Annotated in this window: 19 protein-coding genes; 5 read left to right on the forward strand and 14 right to left on the reverse strand. The window is 69.0% G+C overall.

Translation table 11 applies throughout. The features are described from left to right. Positions 1-88: 88 nt before the first annotated feature. Positions 89-625 carry a hypothetical protein gene (locus RJ05_RS11855; RefSeq protein ID WP_234012216.1) on the reverse strand — a complete coding sequence of 179 codons (537 nt, stop codon included), beginning with the start codon at positions 623-625 and terminating at the stop codon, positions 89-91. A 160-nt stretch (positions 626-785) separates the two neighbouring features. Here RJ05_RS11855 and RJ05_RS11860 point away from each other — a divergent pair, with 160 nt between their 5' ends. From RJ05_RS11860 to RJ05_RS11875, 4 genes are all read left to right on the forward strand, one after another. Then, positions 786-1,061 carry a hypothetical protein gene (locus tag RJ05_RS11860; protein WP_036536874.1) on the forward strand — a complete coding sequence of 92 codons (276 nt, stop codon included), beginning with the start codon at positions 786-788 and terminating at the stop codon, positions 1,059-1,061. Positions 1,062-1,145: 84 nt separating this feature from the next. Further along, positions 1,146-1,829: a response regulator gene (locus RJ05_RS11865; protein ID WP_081597289.1), complete on the forward strand. Its 684-nt coding sequence runs from the start codon at positions 1,146-1,148 to the stop codon at positions 1,827-1,829. Next, positions 1,826-2,863, forward strand: coding sequence for a HAMP domain-containing sensor histidine kinase (locus RJ05_RS11870; protein ID WP_051016455.1), 1,038 nt, complete (start codon positions 1,826-1,828; stop codon positions 2,861-2,863). Before RJ05_RS11865 ends, RJ05_RS11870 begins: the two co-directional genes overlap by 4 nt. A gap of 697 nt (positions 2,864-3,560) precedes the next feature. Beyond that, positions 3,561-5,045 (forward strand): DUF4153 domain-containing protein, encoded by a 1,485-nt coding sequence (locus RJ05_RS11875; protein ID WP_234012218.1) that lies wholly within the window; start codon positions 3,561-3,563, stop codon positions 5,043-5,045. A 38-nt stretch (positions 5,046-5,083) separates the two neighbouring features. Here the strand turns inward: RJ05_RS11875 and RJ05_RS11880 are convergent, their stop codons facing one another. Together RJ05_RS11880 and RJ05_RS11885 are read right to left on the reverse strand one after the other, a co-directional pair. Then, positions 5,084-5,845 carry an SDR family NAD(P)-dependent oxidoreductase gene (locus RJ05_RS11880; RefSeq protein WP_051016459.1) on the reverse strand — a complete coding sequence of 254 codons (762 nt, stop codon included), beginning with the start codon at positions 5,843-5,845 and terminating at the stop codon, positions 5,084-5,086. Positions 5,846-5,917: 72 nt separating this feature from the next. Next, positions 5,918-6,778 (reverse strand): LysR family transcriptional regulator, encoded by an 861-nt coding sequence (locus RJ05_RS11885; protein WP_036536885.1) that lies wholly within the window; start codon positions 6,776-6,778, stop codon positions 5,918-5,920. Between the two features lie 88 nt (positions 6,779-6,866). Here RJ05_RS11885 and RJ05_RS11890 point away from each other — a divergent pair, with 88 nt between their 5' ends. Further along, entirely contained in the window at positions 6,867-7,886 is a 1,020-nt protein-coding gene (locus tag RJ05_RS11890; RefSeq protein WP_036536852.1) for a bile acid:sodium symporter family protein, read from the forward strand. 49 nt (positions 7,887-7,935) lie between these two features. On the opposite strand, the gene nuoN is transcribed toward RJ05_RS11890, so the two are convergent. Genes nuoN through RJ05_RS11945 form a run of 11 tightly spaced genes read right to left on the reverse strand, consistent with a single transcriptional unit; the run spans position 7,936 to position 22,694 of the window. Next, positions 7,936-9,549: an NADH-quinone oxidoreductase subunit NuoN gene (gene nuoN, locus RJ05_RS11895; protein WP_036536854.1), complete on the reverse strand. Its 1,614-nt coding sequence runs from the start codon at positions 9,547-9,549 to the stop codon at positions 7,936-7,938. Then, the gene (locus RJ05_RS11900) at positions 9,546-11,168 is read right to left on the reverse strand and encodes an NADH-quinone oxidoreductase subunit M (RefSeq protein ID WP_036536857.1); all 1,623 of its coding nucleotides are present in this window, start codon (positions 11,166-11,168) and stop codon (positions 9,546-9,548) included. The genes nuoN and RJ05_RS11900 overlap by 4 nt, the downstream gene beginning before the upstream one ends. Beyond that, entirely contained in the window at positions 11,165-13,051 is a 1,887-nt protein-coding gene (gene nuoL, locus RJ05_RS11905) for an NADH-quinone oxidoreductase subunit L (RefSeq protein ID WP_036536860.1), read from the reverse strand. The genes RJ05_RS11900 and nuoL overlap by 4 nt, the downstream gene beginning before the upstream one ends. Before the next feature lies 1 nt (position 13,052). Then, positions 13,053-13,352, reverse strand: a complete 300-nt coding sequence (gene nuoK / locus RJ05_RS11910; RefSeq protein ID WP_036536861.1) for an NADH-quinone oxidoreductase subunit NuoK — start codon at positions 13,350-13,352, stop codon at positions 13,053-13,055. Then, a complete protein-coding gene (locus RJ05_RS11915) occupies positions 13,349-14,209 on the reverse strand; it encodes an NADH-quinone oxidoreductase subunit J (protein ID WP_036536863.1) in 861 nt (286 codons plus the stop codon). Before RJ05_RS11915 ends, nuoK begins: the two co-directional genes overlap by 4 nt. Next, positions 14,206-16,035, reverse strand: a complete 1,830-nt coding sequence (gene nuoH / locus RJ05_RS11920; protein ID WP_036536886.1) for an NADH-quinone oxidoreductase subunit NuoH — start codon at positions 16,033-16,035, stop codon at positions 14,206-14,208. Before nuoH ends, RJ05_RS11915 begins: the two co-directional genes overlap by 4 nt. Before the next feature lie 16 nt (positions 16,036-16,051). Beyond that, positions 16,052-18,544 (reverse strand): NADH-quinone oxidoreductase subunit G, encoded by a 2,493-nt coding sequence (locus tag RJ05_RS11925; RefSeq protein ID WP_051016461.1) that lies wholly within the window; start codon positions 18,542-18,544, stop codon positions 16,052-16,054. Further along, complete coding sequence (nuoF, locus tag RJ05_RS11930; protein ID WP_036536865.1) at positions 18,541-19,869, reverse strand: NADH-quinone oxidoreductase subunit NuoF; 1,329 nt, start codon at positions 19,867-19,869, stop codon at positions 18,541-18,543. Before nuoF ends, RJ05_RS11925 begins: the two co-directional genes overlap by 4 nt. Further along, positions 19,866-20,585, reverse strand: coding sequence for an NADH-quinone oxidoreductase subunit NuoE (gene nuoE / locus RJ05_RS11935; RefSeq protein ID WP_036536889.1), 720 nt, complete (start codon positions 20,583-20,585; stop codon positions 19,866-19,868). The genes nuoF and nuoE overlap by 4 nt, the downstream gene beginning before the upstream one ends. 46 nt (positions 20,586-20,631) lie before the next feature. Beyond that, complete coding sequence (locus RJ05_RS11940) at positions 20,632-22,002, reverse strand: NADH-quinone oxidoreductase subunit D (RefSeq protein ID WP_036536867.1); 1,371 nt, start codon at positions 22,000-22,002, stop codon at positions 20,632-20,634. Then, positions 22,002-22,694, reverse strand: coding sequence for an NADH-quinone oxidoreductase subunit C (locus RJ05_RS11945; protein WP_036536869.1), 693 nt, complete (start codon positions 22,692-22,694; stop codon positions 22,002-22,004). Before RJ05_RS11945 ends, RJ05_RS11940 begins: the two co-directional genes overlap by 1 nt. Positions 22,695-22,732: the final 38 nt, after the last annotated feature.

Below are 22,732 nucleotides of genomic sequence, written 5' to 3' on the forward strand. Positions count from 1 at the left end.
TGCGGCGCGCGGATGTTCCGGTCACGGTGGCGTGCACCGAAACCGCTGTTCCGCGAGCGTGCCGGGTGTCGCGATCGACGTGCGGGAACTATCGAGCGGCAACTGGTGGCCCGCGCGTACCTCGGCCGGAGGTGAGCAGCGGACGCGGTGAGATCAGCGGATCACCGCTTGCGACAAGACAACTCGGCGCCCACGGCGGTGGCCCGGCGAGCGCCGCGCACAGCGCTGTCACCGCACGGCGCACGCTCGACGCCGACCGTCGCAGCGCGAGTTCGGCGCCCTGGATCAGCGCCGCGCCCACCGGGATCGCAACCACGTGGGTGGCCAGCATGATCGCGGCCGAATGCGCTCCGTGATGATGGCCGGGGCCGGAGGTCAGCGCGAGGTGGCCGATGGCCTGTCCGGCGGTCAGTAGCAGCATCACCTGCGCGAGGCCGGGCCGCAGCGGCAACGCCCGGGCGAGTGCGCCGATCAATGCGCACGCGCCGAGCAGCAGGGTGACCGAGGAGGATCCCGGTGCGACGGCGCCGCCCCCGAGCGCATGGGCCGCGATACTCACCGCACCGCATGCGGAGCCGACGAACGCGCCCCGCAACGAGGCGACTGCCGACCCGGACGAACGCACTCATCCATACTACGGACAGTCGTAGCCCGCGCGGCGCCCGGTTCGGGTCACGATGAGGTCTTGACGCGGCAACCCCGGACGCTGGATACTTCGGTCGCGATAGCTGTCAGGTATCAATTGCTTCACTATCAGACGAGAATTCGTTGACGGAGTGGGCATGATGGTCCTTCACGCAGTGCACGAGTTCGTCGCGCAAGTGGCCGATCCCACGCCACAGGCGCCACCGATCTCCGACCAGATCGACAAGCTCGTGCGCTACTTCACCTGGTTCGTGCTGCTGTCGGGCGTTCTCGGCATCACCGTGGCCGGCGGTCGCTTCGCCTGGGAGAAATGGAACAACGGCTCGCTGGCCTCGCCGAAGATGGTGGTCGGCGGGATGCTCGGGGGCGTCATCGCCACCAGCGCGGGCACCCTGATGAACTCCCTGATCGGCTGACCGCCCGAACCGGGCGCGGGCGCTCACCGAATCTCCACAATTGGCCCCGGATCTCTCCACAGCCGCTGGCTAATGTAAGCCCGCATGGAGCACAGTGCGGCGCGCAGGATCTTGGTGGTCGACGACGAGATCACCATTGCCGAGTCGGTGGGCGCCCGGTTGCGGGCGGAGGGGTTCGTCGTCGAACTCGCCCACGACGGTCCGGCCGCGGTCGCCGCCGCCGAGGCGCGTCGACCGGATCTGGTCGTCCTCGATGTGATGCTGCCCGGCTTCGATGGACTCGAGGTGTGCCGGCGCATCCAGGCCGCGCATCCGGTGCCGGTGCTCATGCTCACCGCGCGCACCGACGAAACCGACCAGCTGGTCGGGCTCGGTGTCGGTGCGGACGACTACCTCACCAAACCGTTCTCCCTGCGGATCCTCACCGCACGGGTGCACGCCCTGCTGCGGCGGGTGGAACGCAGCGCCGACGGGGACGGTGCCGCGATCGTCGTCGGTGATCTGCGCATCGACCTGGATGAGCGCAGGGTGTGGCGGGCCGGCGTGGAAACGCAGCTGACGCCGCTGGAATTCGATCTGCTGGCCCGGCTGGCGCGCCGCCCGCGCGCGGTGCTCGCCAGGGAACGGCTGCTGGAAGAGGTCTGGGACTGGGCCGATGCGGCGGGCAGCCGTGCGGTGGACAGCCATATCAAGGCGCTGCGCCGCAAGCTGGGCGCCGACCTCATCCGCACCGTGCACGGCGTCGGCTACGCGTTGGAGGCGCGATGACCGGCGCCGATCGGTGTCGGCAGCTGGCCCGCCGGATCGCCGACACCCTGCCGCGACCGCTGGATCCGGTGCGCTCGATCAAATTGAAGCTGGCGATCCTGATGCTGTGCTCGGGTGGGGTGGCCTTCGGATACTTCCGTCTGCAAATCGGCTGGCTACCGCCACGCACGACCATTGCCGCGACCGCGATCGCCTTGGTCACCTCGCAGGTGCTCGCGCACGGCATCACCAGGCCCCTGCGCGAGATGACCGCGGCCGCCAAACGAATGGCGCACGGCGATTACAGCCGCCGGGTGCGGGCCAGCTCCCGCGACGAGGTGGGTGAGCTGGCCGAGGCGTTCAACCAGATGGCCGCGGATCTGGCGGCCGCCGACCGGCAGCGGCGCGAGCTGATCGCCAACGTCTCCCATGAACTGCGCACGCCCGTCACAGCCTTGAACGCGCTGCTGGAGAACCTGGTCGACGGTGTGTCCGAACCGGACCCGCGCACCCTGCGCACGGCGCTGGCGCAGACCGAACGGCTCGGGCTGCTGGTGACCGAACTGCTCGATCTGTCCAGCATCGAAGCCGGCGCCCTGCCGCTGGACCGCGAACAGTTCGCGATCGAACCGCTGCTGGCCGAGGTCGTCGCCGAAGCCGAGGTCACCACCGCCGCCCTCGGCCGCGGTGTGCGATTCCGGACCGACGTGCGTCCCGGCGGGGTGCGCGTATTCGCCGACCGTGCACGCCTGCATCAAGTGCTGCTCAACCTGCTCGACAACGCCGCACGGCATGGTCCGGCCGGTGGCGAGGTACGCATCGAGGTGAGTGGCGAGCCGGACCGCGTGGTCATCGACGTCGGCGACGACGGCCCCGGCATCCCGACCGCCGAACGCGCCCACATCTTCGATCGTTTCACCCGCGGCGGCCGCGCCGACGGCGGCGGCACCGGCCTCGGCCTCGCCATCGCCCGCTGGGTCGTCGATCTGCACGGCGGCACCATCGCCGTCGCCGATCCCGGCTCCCGCATCCGAGTGGTCCTGCCCGGTCACTGACCCGAACCCACTGACACCCCGGACCATCCGGTCCCGGGGCGATCCCGCACACCCACAGGAGGGGACACACATGCCCGCAGAACGTGATTCGGACGATCCGACACCGTCGACGCCAGAGCGGCCCGGCGCTGCCGATGCGCCGATGGCGCCGGACGAAGCTCCGGCAGTTGCCGCGGTGGAAGCGTCATCGGCGGTCACTCCCTACGCGAAACCCGCAGCGCCCGAGTCGGAGGAGCCGGCTCCGCAGGTGTCCCAGGGGCCTGAAGGAGTCGACGCATTGGCGGCATCCGACGAGGCCCCGCCGGTTGCCTCGGTGGAGGCATCGTTGGCGGGCGCTCCAGACGTGAAGCCCGCAGTGCCCGAGTCGCAGGATCCGACTCGACCGGCCACGCAGCGATCCGGCGCCGCCGCTGCGGCAATGGCCGCGTCATCGGGATCGGCCGACAGTGCGGCGGACACTCCGGCTGCGCTGAGTAGGGGTTCGGCGCGGCCGGCCGGTGCCGCGCCGTCAGCGATGGCTGGAGGTGCGTCGAAGGCGGCCGATGCCGCGCCGGCCGAGGCTGGTGGTGCGTCCGCGGCCGAGTCAGCGCCTACCGCGGTCACTCCGCCGACAGCAGACCCGAAGCCAACGACGCCCACAGCAGTGTGGGCCGATCCGAGCGCCCAAGTCCTCCCACCGCCCGCAGGGACCGTGCTGATGACACCGCCCCCGTACGCCCGTCCGCCGGTGACGCCGATGCCGCCGGTCGCACCGAAACCGCCTCCGCGGTGGCGAAAAGTGGCCCAGCCGGCGGGATTGCTGACCGCGGCTGCTGTCTCGGGTATCGGCGCCGCGACGCTGATTCCGACCGATCGACCGGGCATCGGGTGGCTGCTCGCCGGGGGTGTCGGTGTCGCTGCCGTCGCGACCGTCGTCTACCGCTCACGCCGGAGCGCCGGTGCGGCTACCGGGGAAAACGCGGTCGCGCAGTTCACGAGTGGTCGACTCTGGTGGACGGTGCTGGCCGCGGCGTTGCTGGCGGTCGGGACATTCCGCGCCGCCGGATGGTTGTTCATGCTGTGCGTGCCGGCGGCGGCCGCCGCGGCATCGCTGGCGGCGGTGGGGCCGCGGTCGGTGTTCGGGCTGCGCTACGACCTGTTCGCGGTTCCCATCGAAGCGGTGCGGAGCCTGCCGTGGCTCTACATGGGCGCCCGGCGTATCCAAGGTCCGGAACGGGAGCGGGGGATTCGGCTGGCCGGATCGGTGGGGGCGACCGCGCTGCTGCTCGTGGTATTCGTTCCGCTGCTCGGCAGCGCGGACGCGACGTTCGCGCATGTGGTCGAAAGTCTCGTTCCCGCCATTGATTCGGCCGCCGTATCGCAGTGGATCCTGATGTTCGTCATCGCCGCGCTCGGCGCGGTCGGTGCGCTCTACGTGATCGCCGGACCGCCCCGACGCGCGGCGGAGGACGCACCGGAGTCCGGACGACGTCTGCGGCGCAGCGAATGGGCGTTGCCGGTGGCCGCGCTGACGGTGCTGTTCGCGGTGTTCGTGGCCGTGCAGTTCGTGGCCATGTTCGGCGGCGACGACTACGTGCAGCGCACCGCGGGCCTCACCTACGCCGAATACGCGCGCAGCGGCTTCTGGCAGCTGTCGACCGTCACCATCCTCACCCTGGTGCTGATCGCGATCGCCTTGCGCTGGGCGGCACGGGATTCGGACGGCGATCGGCTGTGGTTGCGGACGCTGCTGTCGGCGGTGGCGGTGCTGTCGCTGATCATCGTGGCGTCGGCGCTGACGCGGATGTGGACCTATCAGCAAGCCTACGGTTTCACCGTCTTGCGGGTGCTGGTGCTGACCTGTGAGCTGTGGATCGGCTCGGTGTATCTGCTCGTCCTGGTCGCGGTGCTGCGGTTACGGCACCGGCGGCTGGCCCGCGCGGCCGTCGGCACCGCCATGGTGACACTGCTCGCGCTGGCCGTGATCGACCCGGAACGGCTGATCGCGGATAAGAACATCGACCGCTGGCAAGACGGCCATGACCTCGACATCGGGTATCTGAGCGGGCTGTCCGCCGATATCGTGCCCGCTACCGACCGCCTCCCCGCCGAGTTGCGCGCCGTCATCGCCGACCCGATCCGGGACCGGCTGCCCGCCGACGGCTGGCGCAGCTGGAACTACGCGCGGGCGACGGCACGATGATCGGGTTCGCACTGGCCGACCGCCGACCAGCAGTGGTCTCAACCGTGGCGCGGGGCGAGCAGTCCGCCCATCAGATTCGGGAACCACCGGTAGGCGGCGATCATGGCGCGGCTGTAACGCGGCACGATGATGTACTGCTGATTGCGGCGCATCCCGCGCATGATCGCGCAGGCCGCCCGATCCGGGGCGAGAGTATCGATCGGCTTGCGCCGCAGCATCTTCCGCGGCTGCTCGATAGACCGGGTGGGCGTCGCGCCGGGGACGGCGACACTGATCCGCACGCCGCTACCGGCCGCTTCGGCTCGTAGCGATGTGGTCAGCCCGACCACCGCGTGCTGGGTCATCGCATACGCCACCGACCGGGCCGTCGGCAGCAACCCGGCCACCGACACCGTATTGACGATGTGGCCGAACCCCTGGGCACGCATCAACGCGTAACCGTGCCGGGTTCCGTGCACCATGCCCCACAGGTCCACCTCGACCATGTCCTGCCACCGGCCCAGCGGCAGCGCACCGAAGTCGGCGTCGATGCGCAGATCGGCGGTGTTGAACAGATAGTCGAGGCGGCCAAGGTCCGCGACGGTGCCGGTGAGCAGCCGCCGGACCCGGTCGTCGTCGGCGGGATCGACCACCTGGGTGTAGCGGGCGGCGCCGTCGAGACCCCGCGACAACTGACGCAGCCGCGCCGCATCGCCGTCGGCGGCGACCACGCAGACGCCCGCCGTCACCAGCTGACGGCACAGTGCCGCGCCGATCTCCGACGTGGCGCCGGTGACCACCGCCACTTTCTCGACACCCATCGACACAACTAAACACCCCTGTTTTACATCGTCAACTCGCGCCGGGTCGCGGTCCCACTCAGCGGCACCGCGTCATCGGCGCGGGAACCGCAGCCGATCGATGTTCTCCACGATCGTGCGGGTCAGCGCCCGTTCCGGCGCGGAGGCCGCCCGGCGCGCGGTGCTGATCAGCACGAACTCCGTGGTCCCCGGGCTCGGCAGGCCATGTACCGGATAGAGGTCGGCGGGCAGCAGGCTCTCGCTGTGCACCGCGAAACCCAGGCCGGCGAGCACCGCGGCACGCAGGCCGAGCTGGCCTTTGGTGGTACACGCGATGTGGTGGGCCAGGCCCGCCCGATCGAGGGTGCGCAAGGCGGCGTCGCGGGTCAGGCTTGGCGGCAGATACGTCACCACCGGTATGGGTTCGCCGGGCGCCGGCGCACGCGCGCCGGCCGGACCCACCCACACCAGCCGATCGCTGAAGACCAACCGGCCGTGCTGTTCACCCGGCCTGCGTTTGACGAAGGCGAGATCGAGGTGGTTGCGGCGCAGCCGCGCGTGTACTTCCTCGCTGAGCCCGACCGACATGTCCAGGTCCACGCGCGGATAGTCGCGGCGGAACTCGCGCAGGATCTCCGGAAGTGTCTCGGCCACCAGATCTTCCGAGACCCCGAAACGGATGCGCCCGGTGACGGATTCGCCGCCGAAATACTGGGCCGCTCGGCTCTGCGCGTCGAGGATCTCGCGCGCGAATCCCAGCATGGCGGCGCCGTCGGAGGTGAGGGTGACCGAATGGGTGTCGCGCAGGAACAGCTCACGCCCGAGCTCGCGCTCCAGCTTCGCGACGTGCCCGCTGACGGTGGGCTGGCGAAGGCCGAGCTGGCGGGCCGCCGCGGTGAAACCACCGTGCTGCTCGACGGCGACGAAACTGCGCAGCAGAACCGGATCGAACACCAAGGACACCTCGTTATCGCGATTCGTAATAGCTGATATAGCAGCTATCGTATTCCCCGATGGACTGGGCCCGCCTACCGTTCTACTGATGCGGTTGCTCAGCAAGTTCTCGATCGATGGGTTCGTCCTCGCGATCTTCGCGATGGTCGGTGTCGCGACGATCATTCCGGCCACCGGCGCGGGCGTGGTCGTCCTGGACTGGGCCACCAAGGCCGCCATCGCCGCATTGTTCTTCATCTACGGCGCCCGCCTCTCACCCGCGCAGGCGTGGCAGGGCGTCAAACACTGGCGTCTGCACTCCGTGATCCTCGCGACGACCTTCGTGGTGTTTCCGCTGCTCGGGCTGGCGCTGCGGGTCCTGGAACCAGCGGTGTTGTCCGAGCAGCTCTATGCCGGGGTGCTGTTCCTGTGCCTGGTGCCTTCGACCGTGCAGTCCTCGATCGCGTTCACCTCGATCGCGCGCGGCAATGTCGGCGGCGCGATCGTTAGCGCGTCGTTTTCCAACCTGCTCGGTGTGTTCCTGACTCCACTGCTGGTGGTGGCGCTGATGCAGACAACCGGCGAGGCCCATATCGATGCCGGCGCCGCGGTGGCGATCGTGGTGCAGCTGCTGGTGCCTTTCCTGCTCGGCCAGCTGGCGCGGCCGTGGATCGGGGACTGGCTGACCCGGCACGCGCAACCGGTGAAGCTGGTCGACCGGGGATCCATCCTGCTCGTGGTTTATGCCGCGTTCAGTGCCGGTATGCGTGAGGACATCTGGAGCAAGGTCGGTGTCGGGGACATCCTGGTGCTGCTCACAGTGTCGGCGGTGCTGTTCGCCGTGGTCGCCGGTATCGCGATCGGGGCGGGCAGGCTGTTCGGGTTCCCACGCGAGGACCGGATCGTCATCCTGTTCGCCGGATCGAAGAAGAGCCTGGCCTCGGGCCTGCCGATGGCCGCGGTGCTGTTCGGCGGCACCGATGTCGGCCTGATGGTGTTGCCGCTCATGCTGTTCCACCAGTTGCAGCTGATCGCGTGCGCGGTCATCGCACAGCGGCTGGGCAGGCAGGCCGAGGAACGGGAGCAGGCCGAGGCGGAGCCGGCGGCATCCGTGCACAGTGCCGGGTGACGGACAGCGAGCCCGGCCGACGAACCGACGGGACGCCGGCACCCAGCTGCTATCGGGCGAAGTTCGCGGCCTCGGAGGCGAGATCGAGCACCGGCTGGGGGAGGATGCCGAGCACCACAGTGACGACGACGGTGACAGCGATGAGGCCGCCCGTCACCTTCGGTGCGGTGAGCACCGGCGGATCCGCCGGTGGTTCGGTGAAGAACATCAGCACGATCACCCGGATGTAGAAGAAGGCGGCAACGGCGCTGGCGAGCACACCCACGATCACCAGATAGCCGGCGTCGCCGTCGGCCGCGGCCTGGAAGACCGCGAACTTCGCGACGAAACCGCTGGTCAGCGGCAGACCGGCGAAGGAGAGCAGCAGCAGCGCGAAACCGGAGGCGAGCCAGGGGGATCGGCGGCCGAGACCGGCCCAGCGCTCCAGCGCGGTCGCCTCGTCACCGGAACTCTCGCGGACCAGACTGACCAGGGCGAAGGCGCCGAGCGTGCTCAGCCCGTAGGTGAGCAGATAGAACAGCACCGACGACACGCCCGCGTCGTTGGCGGCCACCAGCGCCGTCAGCAGGAAACCCGCATGCGCCACCGAGGAATAGGCCAGCATCCGCTTGACGTCGGTCTGGGTGATGGCCATGACCGCCCCGACGACCATGGTCGCCACGGCCACCGTGCCGAGCACCGGTCGCCAGTCGTCGGCCAGCCCCGGCACCGCCACCTGCAATACCCGCAGCAGCGCGCCGACGGCGGCGATCTTGGTGGCGGCTGCCATGAACGCGGTCACCGGCGTCGGCGCCCCCTGGTACACATCGGGCACCCAGGACTGGAACGGCACCGCACCGATCTTGAACAGCAGGCCGACCGCCAGCATCCCCACCCCGAGCAGCGCGAGCGTGGCGTCACCGGAATCGGCGGCGAGTGCGTCGGCGATGCCGCCGAGCCGGACGGTGCCCGTCGCGCCGTAGAGCAGGGCCACGCCATAGAGGAAGAACGCGGACGAGAACGCGCCGAGCAGGAAGTACTTCAGCGCTGCCTCCTGCGAGAGCAGCCGCTTGCGCCGGGCCAGCCCGCACAGCAGATACAGCGGCAGCGACAGCACCTCGAGCGCGACGAACATGGTCAGCAGATCGTTCGACGCCGGGAACAGCAGCAGCCCACCCACCGCGAGCATGGTGAGCGGGAACACCTCGGTCGCCATCGCACCCGCGGCGGCCGCGGCCTTTTCGGCACCACTGCCCGGCACCGCGGAGGCCTGCGGAGTGAACGCCTCGAGCTGCAACACCGGTCGCGTCGCGGCGCGGGACCAGGTGCCCGGGCCCGACCGCGGCGCGACGCGCTGACCGATGAACAACACGCCCAGAATCGACACCACCAGCAGCGTGCCCTGTAGGAACAGCGTCACCCCGTCGACGGCGACCGCGCCGACCGCGGCCGTGGCCTGTGTGCCGGCCAGCGCGATCACCGCGACCAGCGCGGCGATCAAGGCGGCCAGGGCCAGCGCCATATGCGTGAGGTAGCGCAGTCGTCGCGGCACGAACGCCTCGACCAGCACACCGATGACGGCCGCGCCGAACACGATGAGCATCGGCGACAGCTTGCCGTACTCGATGCTCGGAGCGGGAACGGTCGCCGCGAGGACGAGACCGGCGTCGAGGTCACCACTCATTTGTGCCCACCTCCGGTGGTCGCTGTGCCCGCCTCGGTCTGCGCCGGGGCCGACGGTTCGGGGTCGGTGATGCCGACCGTGCTGAGGGTCTGGGTGACGGCGGGATCGATGAAGTCGGTGACCGGTTTCGGGTAGACGCCGAGCACGATCAGCGCGGCGATCAGCGGCGCGACCACCGCCAGCTCACGCGGCAGCAGGTCACGGATTCGTTCGTTGCCCTCGGTGACCGGGCCGGTCATCATCCGCTGGTACACCCACAGCACGTAGATCGCCGCCAGCACCAGCGCACCGGTGGCGATGATTGCTGCGACCTGATAGCGGCTGAACGTGCCGACCAGGACCAGGAATTCGCTGACGAACGGCGCCAGCCCCGGCAGCGACAGCGTCGCCAATCCCGCGATGAGGAAGGTCCCCGCCAGCACCGGTGCGACCTTCTGCACTCCGCCGTAATCGGCGATGAGCCGCGTCCCGCGCCGCGAGACCAGGAACCCGGCGATCAAGAACAAGGCGGCGGTGGAGATGCCGTGGTTGACCATGTAGAGCGTGGCGCCGGTCTGGGCTTGGCTGGTGAGCGCGAAGATGCCGAGGATGATGAAACCGAAGTGCGAGATCGAGGTATAGGCGATCAGCCGCATCACATCGGTCTGGCCGATCGCCACCAGCGCACCGTAGATGATCGCGATCACCGCGAGCGTCACCAACAGCGGCGCGTAGGTCTGGGTGGCGTCGGGGAACAGCAGCAGCCCGTAGCGCAGCATGCCGAATGTGCCGACCTTGTCCACCACCGCCATCATCAGCACCGCACTCGATGGCGTGGCCGCCACCGCGGCATCGGGCAACCAGGTGTGCAGCGGCCACAACGGCGCCTTCACCGCGAAGGCGAACATGAACCCGAGGAACAGGGCATTGAGCAGTGCCGGCTCACCGCCGAGCTCGCCGGTATTCGCCGCGGCGACAACGGTGCGGAAATCGAAGGTGCCCGCCGTGCCGTCACCGAGTCCCTGCTGCACGGTGAGCACATACAGTCCGATCACCGCCGCGAGCATGATGAGCCCGCCGAGCAGGTTGTAGAGCAGGAACTTCACCGCCGCCCTTGCCCGCCGCGCTCGCACGGCCACATCGTCGGTGCGCGGGCCGAAGCCGCCGATGAGGAAATACATCGGGATCAGCATCGCCTCGAAGAACACATAGAACAGCAGGATGTCCAAGGCCAGAAACGACATCAGCACCATGGCCTCCACCAGCAGAGTGAGCGCCACATAGGTGTGCGCGACCCGCCGGCCGCTGCCGACCTCGCGTTCGTCGTTCCAGCCCGCCACGATCAGCAGCGGCACCAGCGCGGTGGTGAGCAGGACCAGCACCAGCGCGATACCGTCCACGCCGAGGGTGTAGCCGGCGCCGAAAGCCGGTATCCAGCTGTGCGATTCGACGAACTGGAACTGCTCACCGCCGGGTTCGAAACGGGTCGCGAGCACGACCGCGACCACCAGCACGGCCACCGAGAAACCGAGCGCTACCCAGCGGGCGAGCACCCGCTGCGCCGCTGGCAGCAGCAGCACGATCACCGCACCCGCGACGGGCAACAGCCACAGCGTGGTCAACCAGGGAAAATCAGTCACCAGATCCTCACCGCCAGCAGGGCGGCGGCCACCAGGGCCGCGCCGGTGAACATGGACAGCGCATAGGAGCGCACGAAACCGGTTTGCACCCGGCGGATTCGGGCCGACAGGCCACCGATGACCGCGGCGGTGCTGTTGACCAGTCCATCGATGCCGCGGTTGTCGACGAAGACCAGTGACCGGGTCAGATGCTGCCCGGGCCGCATCAGCCCGGCCTCGTTGACCGCGTCCCCGTAGAGGTCCTTCCTGGCCGCGACGGTCAGTGCCGACACCTGCTGCGGTGCCGTCTCCGGAACCGGGCGCCGCGCGTACTGCTGATACGCGACTCCGGCACCGGCGGCGACGACCAGCAACGCCAGCGCCGTGATCACCGGAACCGGGAGCGCGGGCTCGCCGTGATGCGAGCCGACCACCGGCTCCAGCCAGTTCTGCAACGCCGAACCCCACACCAGCAGCGCGCCGGAGGCCACCGAGCCGACGGCGAGCAGAATCATCGGGCCGGTCATCACCGCGGGCGCCTCATGCGGATGCGTGTCCGGTTTCCAGCGACGCTCGCCGAAGAACGTCATCAGCATGACGCGGGTCATGTAGAAGGCGGTGAGCCCGGCGCCGAGCAGGGTCACCGCGCCGAGCGCCAGGCCAGCGGCCCCACCTTCGGCGAAGGCGGCCTCGATGATGCGGTCCTTGGAGAAGAACCCGGCGAACGGCGGCACCCCGATGATGGCGAGGTAGCCGAGCCCGAAGGTCACATAGGTGATCGGCAGCAGCGTGCGCAGCCCACCGTAGCGGCGCATATCGGTCTCGTCGTCCATGGCGTGCATGACCGATCCGGCGCCGAGGAACAGCCCGGCCTTGAAGAAACCGTGGGTCAGCAGATGCATGATCGCGACGGCGTAGCCCGCAGGCCCCAGCCCGACCGCCAGCACCATGTAACCGATCTGGCTCATGGTCGAGGCGGCCAGCGCCTTCTTGATGTCGTCCTTGGCGCAGCCGATGATCGCGCCGAACAGCAACGTCACCGCGCCGACGAGCACCACGGCCAGCTGCGCGTTCGGCGCGAGATCGAAGACCGGGTTGGCCCGTGCGATCAGGTACACGCCGGCGGTGACCATGGTCGCGGCGTGGATGAGGGCCGAGACCGGGGTCGGGCCCTCCATGGCGTCACCGAGCCAGGACTGCAACGGCACCTGCGCGGACTTACCGCACGCGGCCAGCAGCAACAGCAGCCCGATCGCGGTGAGCGTGGCTTCGCTCGCCTCGGGCGCGGCGGCGAACACCTCGCCGAACCCGATGGACCCGAAGGTGGCGAACATGACGAACATCGCCAGCGCCAGCCCCATATCGCCGACCCGGTTCACCACGAACGCCTTCTTGGCCGCCGTTGCCGCGGACGGCTTCTCCTGCCAGAACCCGATCAGCAGGTAGGACGCCAAACCGACGCCTTCCCAGCCGAGGTAGAGCACCAGGAAGTTGTTCGCGAGCACGAGCACGAGCATGGCCGCCAGGAACAGGTTGAGGTAGGCGAAGAACCGCCTGCGGGCCGGATCGTGGCTCATGTAGCCGATCGAGTAGATGTGGATCAGCGAGCCGACACCGGTGATCAGCAGCGCGAAGCACATCGACAGCTGGTCGAGCTGCAGGCCGAGCTCCACGTCGAGGCCGGTGACCGGAACCCAGTGGTAGAGATCGAGTTCGATGGCGCGGGCGGCGTCGTCGCGCCCGAGCATCGCCACGAACGCGACAATCGCCACCGCGAAGGACGCGAGCGCGGTCAGGCAGCCGAGCAGATGACCCCAGGTGTCGGCGCGGCGCCCCGTGAGCAGCAGGATGACGGCGCCGGCCAGGGGCAGGGCGGGCAGCAGCCACAGCGTTGCGGTATCCACGTCAGAACTTCAGCAGGTTGGCGTCGTCGACCGAGGTCGAGCGGCGGGCGCGGAAGATGGTCATGATGATCGCCAGTCCCACCACCACTTCGGCGGCGGCGACCACCATGGTGAAGAACGCGAAGACCTGACCGTCGAGGTTCGCATGCATCCTGGCGAAGGTGACGAAGGCCAGGTTCACCGCGTTGAGCATCAGCTCGATGCACATGAACACCACGATGGCGTTGCGGCGCAGCAGCACACCGGCGGCGCCGATGGTGAACAGCAGCGCGGACAGGAACAGGTAGTTCTCGGGATTCACCGGCTCCCTTTCTCCTCGGAGGTGCGGGACTCGCCGCCGGCCGCGTCGTCCGGCGTGGTGCCGACGGAGATGACCGCGGCTTCGGTCAACGCGCGGGTGCGGCGGTGACGCAGGATGGTCGAGACCGACAGCTCCTCGAACGATCCGTCCGGCAGCCGCGCGGGCACGTCGACGGCGTTGTGCCTGGCGTACACCCCCGGCGTCGGAAGCGGTGTCGGCCTGGCGTGTTCGGGATCGCGGAAGCGTCGCCGCGACATCTCCCGCTGGCCGAGTCGCGGACCGAACTTCTCCCGATGCGCCAGCACCATAGCGCCGATGGTGGCGGCGATGAGCAGTGCGCCGGTGAGCTCGAAGGCCCACACGTAGCGGACGAAGATCAACTCGGCCAGCTCGCCGATGACATCGCGGCCGGGAAAACCGGTGGCGGGGAAGGCGATGCCGGAGTTGCGGACGCCGTGCGAGATGCCGGTGATGAACAGCAGACCGAAGCCGAGCCCGACGACGGCTGCCGCGATGCGCTGTCCGCGCAGGGTCTCCCGCAATGATTCGGCCGAATCCACGCCGACGAGCATGAGCACGAACAGGAACAGCATCATGACCGCGCCGGTGTACACCACGATCTGCACCACCCCGAGGAACAGCGCGTCCTGCGCGATGTAGAACACCGCGAGCGCGATCATGGTGGCGGCCAGGCAGATCGCGGAATGGACCGCCTTGGCGGCGAAGACCATGCCGAGCGCGCCGATCACCGCCAGCGGCGCCAGGATCCAGAACTGTACTGCTTCGCCGGTACCGGTCCTGGTGAGCGGTTCCGCGGCCAGCGGTGCCGCCGCGGCGAGGTGGGTCATGACGGTCATCGGGTGCCTCCGTCCGCTCCGGTGCCCGCGACCGCGGGGGGACGTGCCGGGTCGGTGCCGTCGATGGCGCCGGTGTAGTAGTCGGCCACCGTGGCGCCCGGGCGCATATCGTGCGGCGGCGCCGACATGCCCGGTTCCAGTGGGGCGAGCAGCCGGTCCTTCTCGTAGATGAGGTCGGCGCGGTTGTCGTCGGTCAGTTCGTAGTCGTTGGTCATCGTCAGCGCGCGCGTCGGGCAGGCCTCGATGCACAGGCCGCAGCCGATGCAGCGCAGGTAGTTGATCTGATAGACGCGGCCGTAGCGTTCACCGGGGGAGTAGCGCTCGGTCTCGGTGTTGTCGGCGCCCTCGACATAGATGGCGTCGGCCGGGCAGGCCCAGGCGCACAACTCACAGCCGATGCACTTTTCGAGTCCGTCGGAGTACCGGTTGAGTTGATGTCGACCGTGATAGCGGGCGGCGGTCGGTACCTTCTGCTCCGGATAGAACTCGGTGTTGGGCTTTTTGAACATGGTGGCCGCGGTGACGGCGAAACCGGCCAGCGGTTCCAACAGACCGCCCGCGGGGACGGTGTGCGCCGGCCGCTCCGGCAGCGGCGGCGTCGGGAAGCCGAGGAAAACGCCGGTGCCGCTGGAGGATCGGTCGGGGGCGAGTACCGGCTCCTCGACCGCGGGCGGTGCCCCCGGCGCGCGCCCTGCCCGCAGGAACAGCCCGACCATCACCGCGCCCACCAGCAGCCCGCCGATGACGAGGATCGGCGTCTGCACGTGGTAACCCTCGAGTTCCAGAACCCGCGCGGTGGCCACGACCATCACCCACAGCAGCGAGACCGGGATCAGCAGCTTCCAGCCGAGGTTCATGAACTGGTCGTAGCGCAGCCGGGGCAGGGTGCCGCGCAGCCAGATGAACACGAACAGGAATGTCCACACCTTGAGCGTGAACCACAGCAGCGGCCACCAGCCCGAATTCGCGCCCGACCACATGTTCAACGGCCACGGCGCCGCCCAGCCACCCAGGAACAGGGTGGTGGCCAGCGCCGACACCGTCGCCATATTGATGTATTCGGCGAGCATGAACATGGCGAACTTGAGCGAGGAGTATTCGGTGTGGAATCCGCCGACCAGCTCGCCCTCGGCCTCGGGCAGATCGAACGGCGCCCGATTGGTCTCGCCGACCATCGACACGCAATAGATCAGGAACGACGGCAGCAACAAGAACGCGTACCAGGTGCCGTGCTGGGCGGCCACGATGCCGGAGGTGGCCATGGTGCCGCCGAGCAGGAACACCGCCGCGAAGCACAGCGCCATGGCGATCTCGTAGGAGATGACCTGCGCGGTCGAGCGCAGCCCACCGAGCAGCGGATACGTCGAGCCCGACGCCCAGCCCGCGAGCACGATCCCGTAGACGCCGATGGAGGTGATGGCCAGGATGTAGAGCACCCCGACGGGCAGATCGGTCAATTGCAGCGGCGTGGTGTGCCCGAAGATCGACACCTGCGGCCCGAACGGGATGACCGCGAAGGCCATGAACGCCGGGATGGCGGCGAGCACCGGGGCCAGGATGTAGATCGGTTTGTCGACGATGGCCGGGACGATGTCTTCCTTCAAGGCCATCTTCACCCCGTCGGCGATCGATTGCAGGCTGCCGAACGGGCCCGTGCGATTGGGGCCGATGCGCATCTGCATGCGGGCCACGATCTTGCGTTCGGCCAGCACCGCGATCATCGGCGTGAGCAGCAGGAACACGAAGACGGCGACCGATTTCAACACCACGAGCCACAGCGGGTCGGTGCCGAAACCCGCTGGCCCGTCCGCGGCCTGGGCGAGCATCACCAGATCGGACAGCTCATTCATGACCCTCGACCTCCATCGTCAGGCCGGCCCGCCGCAACTCGACGACGCCGCCGGGGTGGGTCGCCAACGCGGTGTGTACCGAGTGACCCGGTGCGTTCATCGGCACCCACACCACCCGATCGGGCATGTCGGTGATCACCAGGGGCAGCGTGAGCGCACCGTGTTCGGTGGAGACGGTGACCGCTTCGCCGTTCTCGGCGCCGATGTCGGCGGCACTGGCGGGCGAGAGCCGCAGCACGGCGGGGTGCGCGGTGCCGGCGAGGTTCGGTTCGCCGTCCTGCATGCGTCCGGCGTCGAGCAGCATCCGCCACCCGGCCAGCACCGCCGTGCCGGGGCCGGGACGGGTGACCGGATGCGGCAGATGCGCGGGCGCGGGCGCCGGTGTGCCATTCCAGGCGCCGAGTCCGGCGAGTTCGGCCCGTGCGGTCGCGGTGTCCGGTAGCCCCAGTGGGGTGCCCATCTCGGCGGCCAGGGTGTGCAGTACCCGCAGATCCGACAGCGGCGCGGCGGTGCGCCGCACCGTGGATTCACCGAGCGCGGCCTCGAACGCGCGCGGCCTGCCCTCCCAATTCAGGTAGGTGCCCGCCTTTTCCATGGCCGACGCCACCGGGAACACCACGTCGGCGCAGTCGGTGACCTCGCTGCGGCGCAACTCGAGACTCACCACGAAGGGGGCGGCCCGGACCGCGGCGAGCGCGGCCCTCGGGTCCGGCAGGTCGGCGAGCTCGACCCCGCCGACGACGAGCGCGAGTCCGGCGGCAGGATCGAGGATCCCGGCCGTATCCCGGCCCGCGGCAACCGGAACCTCAGCGCCCCAGACGTCCTGTATCTGACGCCTGGCCTCGGGATCACACACCGGACGGCCCCCTGGCAGCAGGCCAGGCAGCGCGCCGGCCTCGATCGCCCCGCGCTCACCGGCCCGTCGCGGCACCCAGGCCAGTGCGGCGCCGGTGTCGTCGGCCAGGCGCACGGCCGCCGACAGCGCACCGGGGATTCCGGCCAGTCGTTCGCCCACCATGATGACCGCGCCCGGTTTCCGCAGCAGCTGCGCAAGTTCGACGAGGCGGCTGGAATCGACCGTGGCTCCGGTGTTTTCGCCGGCTTGGGCGCCGCCGGTGCGGATCGCCTCGAACAGGTGCGGCTCGGCGCCGGGGACGGTCGGCAGCAGCGTCGCCGACATCCGCTGCACGCCACGAGAGGCGTAGGCCGCCATCGAATAGATCGGCAGGCCGCGCTTGCGGGCGGCCTTACGCAACCGCAGATAGACGATGGGCGATTCTTCTTCCGGTTCGAACCCGGCCAGCAGCACCACCGGGGCCGCCTCGAGGTCGTCGTAGCCGACGGTCAGGCCCTGTCCGGCGACGCGCGCGGCCAGGAAATCGGCTTCCTCGGCCGAATGGATCCGGGCGCGGGCATCGATGTCGTTGGTGCCGAGTACCAGGCGCGCGAATTTGGCGTAGGCGTAGGCGTCTTCCATGGTGACCCGGCCGCCCACCAGGACACCGGTATTCGATATGGCCGCCGCCAATCCGCGCGCGGCCACGGCCAGCGCCTGCGACCACGACGCGGGGGCCAGCTCGCCGTCGGGCCCGCGCACCAGCGGGGTGGTCAGCCGATCCGGTTCGGTGGCATAGGCGAAGGCCCAGCGGCCCTTGTCGCAGTTCCACTCCTCATTGACCTGCGGGTCGTCACCGGCCAAGCGGCGCAGCACCTTGCCGCGCCGGTGATCGGTGCGCTGGGCGCAGCCGGAGGCACAGTGCTCGCAGACGTTCGGGCTCGACACCAGGTCGAACGGCCTGGCCCGGAACCGGTAGCTGGTACCGGTGAGTGCACCCACCGGGCAGATCTGGACGGTATTGCCGGAGAAGTACGAGTCGAGCGGCTCGGCCTGCGCGGTGCCCACCTGTTGCAGTGCGCCGCGATCGAGCAGCTCGATGAACGGATCGCCGGCGATCTGCTGGGAGAAGCGGGTGCAGCGCGCGCACAGCACGCACCGCTCCCGGTCCAGCAGCACCGCGGTCGACAGCGGAATCGGTTTGGGGAAGGTGCGTTTCACCCCGTCGAAGCGCGATTCGGCCGAGCCGGTGGACATGGCCTGGTTCTGCAGCGGGCATTCGCCGCCCTTGTCGCAGACCGGGCAGTCCAGCGGATGGTTGATCAGCAACAGCTCCATCACCCCGCGCTGTGCCTTCTCGGCCGCGGTGGAGCTGAGTTGGGTGTGCGCGACCATGCCGTCGGAGACGGCCATGGTGCAGGAGGCCACGGGTTTGCGTTGTCCGTCGACCTCCACCAGGCATTGGCGGCAGGCGCCGACCGGCTCCAGCAGTGGATGGTCGCAGAAGCGGGGGATCTGGATGCCGATCAGTTCGGCGGCGCGGATGAGCAGGGTCCCCGCGGGCACGCTGACGGTGGTGCCGTCGATGGTGACGCTGACGAGGTCGGCGGGTACCACGCCGCTGGTGTCGGTGCGCACGGTCGCGGTCATCGGATCACCTCTCGGGAATCGCTGTCGGCCCAGGCGGTGCTGCGCGCCGGATCGAATGGGCAGCCGCCGCGGCGCAGATGCTCGGCGTATTCCTCGCGGAAGTACTTCAGCGAGGACACGATCGGGCTGGCCGCGCCGTCGCCGAGCGCGCAGAAGGACTTGCCGTTGATGCTGTCGCAGATGTCGAGCAGCTTGTCCAGATCGGCCGCGGTGCCCCGGCCCGCTTCCAACCGGGTGAGCAGCTGCACCAGCCAGTAGGTGCCCTCACGGCAGGGCGTGCACTTGCCGCAGGATTCGTGGGCGTAGAACTCGGTCCAGCGCAGCACCGCACGCACCACACAGGTGGTGTCGTCGAAGATCTGCAACGCCTTGGTGCCGAGCATCGATCCGGCGGCGGCGACGTTCTCGTAATCGAGGGGGACGTCCAGATGCTCGGCGGTGAACAGCGGAGTGGACGAGCCGCCGGGCGTCCAGAACTTCAGCTCGTGGCCGGCACGGACACCGCCGGCATAGCCGAGCAGCTCGCGCAAGGTGACCCCGAGCGGCGCCTCGTACTGGCCCGGCCTGGTGACGTGCCCCGACAGCGAATAGAGCGTGAACCCGGGAGATTTCTCGCTGCCCATGGACCGGAACCAGGCGATCCCGTTGCGGATGATCGGCGGGACGCTGGCGATGGATTCGACATTGTTGACCACGGTCGGGCAGGCGTACAGACCCGCGACGGCCGGAAACGGCGGACGCAGCCGCGGCTGGCCGCGCCTGCCCTCGAGCGAATCGAGCAGCGCGGTCTCCTCACCGCAGATATAGGCGCCGGCCCCGGCATGCACGATGAGTTCGAGGTCGTAGCCGGAGCCGAGGATGTCGCGGCCGAGCAATCCCGCTCGGTACGCCTCGGCGACGGCGGCCTGCAATCGGCGCAATACCGGCACCACTTCACCGCGCACATAGATGAAGGCGTGCCCGGCGCGAATGGCGTAGGCGGCGATGATGACGCCCTCGATCAGCGCGTGCGGGGTGGTGAGCATCAGCGGAATGTCTTTGCACGTGCCCGGTTCGGACTCGTCGGCGTTGACGACCAGATAGTGCGGTTTGACCGTGCCGTCGGGTTCGGGGCCCTGCGGGATGAAACTCCACTTCATGCCGGTGGGGAAGCCGGCCCCGCCGCGCCCGCGCAGGCCTGCGTCCTTGACGGTGCTGATGACCTGGTCCGGCGTCATCCCCAGTGCGATGCGCAGCGCCTGATAGCCGTCATGGCTGCGGTAGGTGTCCAGGGTCCACGAGTGCGGGTCGTCCCAATGACGGGTGAGTACCGGAGTGAGTGTCACTGCTGCCCGCCCTCCGAATGCTGCGGCACGGCGGGTGCTTGCATGCCGTGCTCGCGTGCGGTGTGCAGCCCGGCCAGGGTGGCCGGTCCGGGGATGCCGTCCAGGGCGCCCGGGCGTTCGTCGGGGAAGCCGGCGAGGACGCGGGCGGTTTCCCGGAAGGTGCACAGCGGCGCCCCGCGGGTCGGAGTCACCTGCGCGCCCGAGCGCAGCGAATCCACCAGCGCGCGGGCCGATTCCGGGGTCTGGTTGTCGAAGAACTCCCAGTTCACCATGATCACCGGCGCGAAATCGCAAGCGGCATTGCATTCGATGTGCTCGAGGGTGATGGCGCCGTCGTCGGTGGTCTCACCGTGCGCGATCCCGAGATGCTCGCGCAACGCGGCCAAGATGGCGTCGCCGCCCATCACCGCGCACAGCGTGTTGGTGCATACGCCCACGTGGTAGTCGCCGGTGGGGGTGCGCCGGTACATCGAATAGAACGTCGCGACCGCGGTGACCTCCGCGGCGGTCAGGCCCAGCTGTTCGGCACAGAATTCGATGCCGGTACCCGAGACGTGACCGTCTTCGGCCTGCACCAGATGCAGCAGCGGCAGGAGCGCCGAGCGCGGATGCGGATAGCGGGCGATGATCTGGGCCGCGTCCGCGGCCAGCCGCTCGCGCACCTCGTCGGGATAGGGCGCGGGCTTGGTGGTCAGCCGCAACAGGATCTCGGTCATCGGCCCTCCTTCGAAGCCGGTGGCTGCGGCCGGTGCGGATCTCGACTCATCGGTCCACACCGCCCATCACCGGGTCGATACTGGCGACGGAGGCGATGACGTCGGCCACCATGCCGCCCTCGCACATCGCCGCCACCGCTTGCAGATTCGTGAACGAGGGGTCGCGGAAATGCACCCGGTACGGTCGGGTGCCGCCGTCGCTGACCATGTGCACGCCGAGTTCGCCGCGCGGCGATTCGACCGCGCTGTACACCTGCCCGGCCGGCACCCGGATACCCTCGGTGACGAGCTTGAAATGGTGGATGAGCCCCTCCATGGAGGAGCCCATGATCTTGCCGATATGCCGTGGCGAGTTGCCCAAACCGTCCGGGCCGAGGGCCAGGTCGGCGGGCCAGGCGATCTTCTTGTCGTCGATCATGACCGGCCCCGGCCGCAGCCGGTCCAGGCATTGCTCGACGATCTTGAGCGATTCCTTCATCTCTTCGACCCTGATCACATAGCGGCCGTAACAGTCGCAGCCGGTGGTGGTCGGGATGTCGAATTCGTAGGTCTCGTAACCGCAGTAGGGTGCGGCCTTGCGCAGATCGTGCGGCAGGCCGGTGGCACGTAGCACCGGGCCGGTGATGCCGAGCGCCATGCAGCCGGTGAGGTCCAGATAGCCGATGTCCTGGGTGCGGGCCTTCCAGATCGGGTTCTGAGTGAGTAGATGTTCCATGTCGCGCAGGCGCTTCGGTAGCAGCGCCAGTAGTTCACACACCTTGTCGACACCGTCGTCGGGCAGATCCTGGGCGAGCCCGCCGGGCCGGATGTAGGCATGGTTCATGCGCAGGCCGGTGATGGTCTCGAAGACGTCGAGGATCAGCTCGCGTTCCCGGAAACCGAACAGCATCGGGGTGAGCGCGCCGAGCTCCATCCCGCCGGTGGCCAGCGCGACCAGATGCGAGGAGATCCGGTTGAGCTCCATCAGCAACACCCGGATGACGGTGGCGCGCTCGGGGATCTGCTCGGTGATGTCGAGCAGCTTCTCCACCCCGAGGCAGTAGGCGGTCTCGTTGTAGAACGGCGACAGGTAGTCCATCCGGGTGACGAAGGTGACGCCCTGGGTCCAGTTGCGGAACTCGAGGTTCTTCTCGATGCCGGTGTGCAGGTAGCCGATGCCGCAGCGGGCTTCGGTGACGGTTTCGCCCTCGATCTCCAGGATCAGCCGCAGCACACCGTGGGTGGACGGATGCTGTGGGCCCATATTGACGACGATGCGTTCCTCGCCGGCGCCGCGCAGTGCTTCGGCCACCTCGTCCCAGTCCTGGCCGCCGACGGTGACCGTCGTCGGTTCGGGCGGCGCAGCGGGGGACGGCTCGGAGTGGGCACCGAGATCGTCGGTGTGGGTTCCGGCGGCGTGGGTGTCGGTGTTGTTCATCAGCTGTAGGCCCTCCGCTCGTCGGGCGGCGGGATACGCGCGCCCTTGTATTCGACCGGGATCCCGCCGAGCGGGTAATCCTTGCGCTGTGGGTGTCCGCGCCAGTCGTCGGGCATGGTGATGCGGGTGAGTGCGGGATGTCCGTCGAATTGGATGCCGAAGAAGTCGTAGGTCTCGCGTTCGTGCCAGTCGGTGGTGGGATACACCCGGTACAGCGAGGGGATGTGCGGGTCGGCGTCGGGCGCCGACACCTCGATCCGGACCCGGCGCCCGTGCGTGATCGACGTCAGGTGATACACCGCGTGCAGTTCGCGGTCGGCATCGTCGGGGTAGTGCACGCCGTTGACGCCCAGGCACAGTTCGAACCGCAGCGCCGGATCATCGCGCAGCGCACGAGCCACCGCGACCAGGTCCGCGCGCCGCACATGCAGGGTGAGTTCGTCGCGGAACACCACCACTTTCTCCACGGCCGCCGCGAAGTCGAGCCCGACGTCGTCCAAGGCCGAGCGCAGCGACTCGACGAGGGCGTCGAAGTATCCGCCGTAGGGCGGGGCAGTCCCGCCGGGGAGGCTGACCTGGCGGATCAGCCGGCCGTAGCCGGAGGTGTCGCCGGTGCCCTTGGCCCCGAACATGCCGTGCCGGACCCCGATCACCTCGTCGCCGGAGCCGCCGCCCGGATCGCCTGTGGTCATCGCAGCAGCCCTTCCATCCGAATGGTGGGGGTGGCGGC

Source organism: Nocardia cyriacigeorgica NBRC 100375 (assembly GCF_000308555.1).
Classification (GTDB): Bacteria; Actinomycetota; Actinomycetes; order Mycobacteriales; family Mycobacteriaceae; genus Nocardia; species Nocardia cyriacigeorgica.

Coding starts and splice junctions, on each gene's coding strand:
- RJ05_RS11860 (WP_036536874.1), top strand. CDS start 786: ATGGTCCTTCACGCAGTGCACGAGTTCGTCGCGCAAGTGGCCGATCCC.
- RJ05_RS11865 (WP_081597289.1), top strand. CDS start 1,146: ATGGAGCACAGTGCGGCGCGCAGGATCTTGGTGGTCGACGACGAGATC.
- RJ05_RS11870 (WP_051016455.1), top strand. CDS start 1,826: ATGACCGGCGCCGATCGGTGTCGGCAGCTGGCCCGCCGGATCGCCGAC.
- RJ05_RS11875 (WP_234012218.1), top strand. CDS start 3,561: ATGACACCGCCCCCGTACGCCCGTCCGCCGGTGACGCCGATGCCGCCG.
- RJ05_RS11880 (WP_051016459.1), bottom strand. CDS start 5,845: ATGGGTGTCGAGAAAGTGGCGGTGGTCACCGGCGCCACGTCGGAGATC.
- RJ05_RS11890 (WP_036536852.1), top strand. CDS start 6,867: ATGCGGTTGCTCAGCAAGTTCTCGATCGATGGGTTCGTCCTCGCGATC.
- nuoN (WP_036536854.1), bottom strand. CDS start 9,549: ATGAGTGGTGACCTCGACGCCGGTCTCGTCCTCGCGGCGACCGTTCCC.
- RJ05_RS11915 (WP_036536863.1), bottom strand. CDS start 14,209: ATGACCGTCATGACCCACCTCGCCGCGGCGGCACCGCTGGCCGCGGAA.
- nuoH (WP_036536886.1), bottom strand. CDS start 16,035: ATGCTCGCCCAGGCCGCGGACGGGCCAGCGGGTTTCGGCACCGACCCG.
- RJ05_RS11925 (WP_051016461.1), bottom strand. CDS start 18,544: ATGACCGCGACCGTGCGCACCGACACCAGCGGCGTGGTACCCGCCGAC.
- nuoE (WP_036536889.1), bottom strand. CDS start 20,585: ATGACCGAGATCCTGTTGCGGCTGACCACCAAGCCCGCGCCCTATCCC.
- RJ05_RS11940 (WP_036536867.1), bottom strand. CDS start 22,002: ATGAACAACACCGACACCCACGCCGCCGGAACCCACACCGACGATCTC.
- RJ05_RS11945 (WP_036536869.1), bottom strand. CDS start 22,694: ATGACCACAGGCGATCCGGGCGGCGGCTCCGGCGACGAGGTGATCGGG.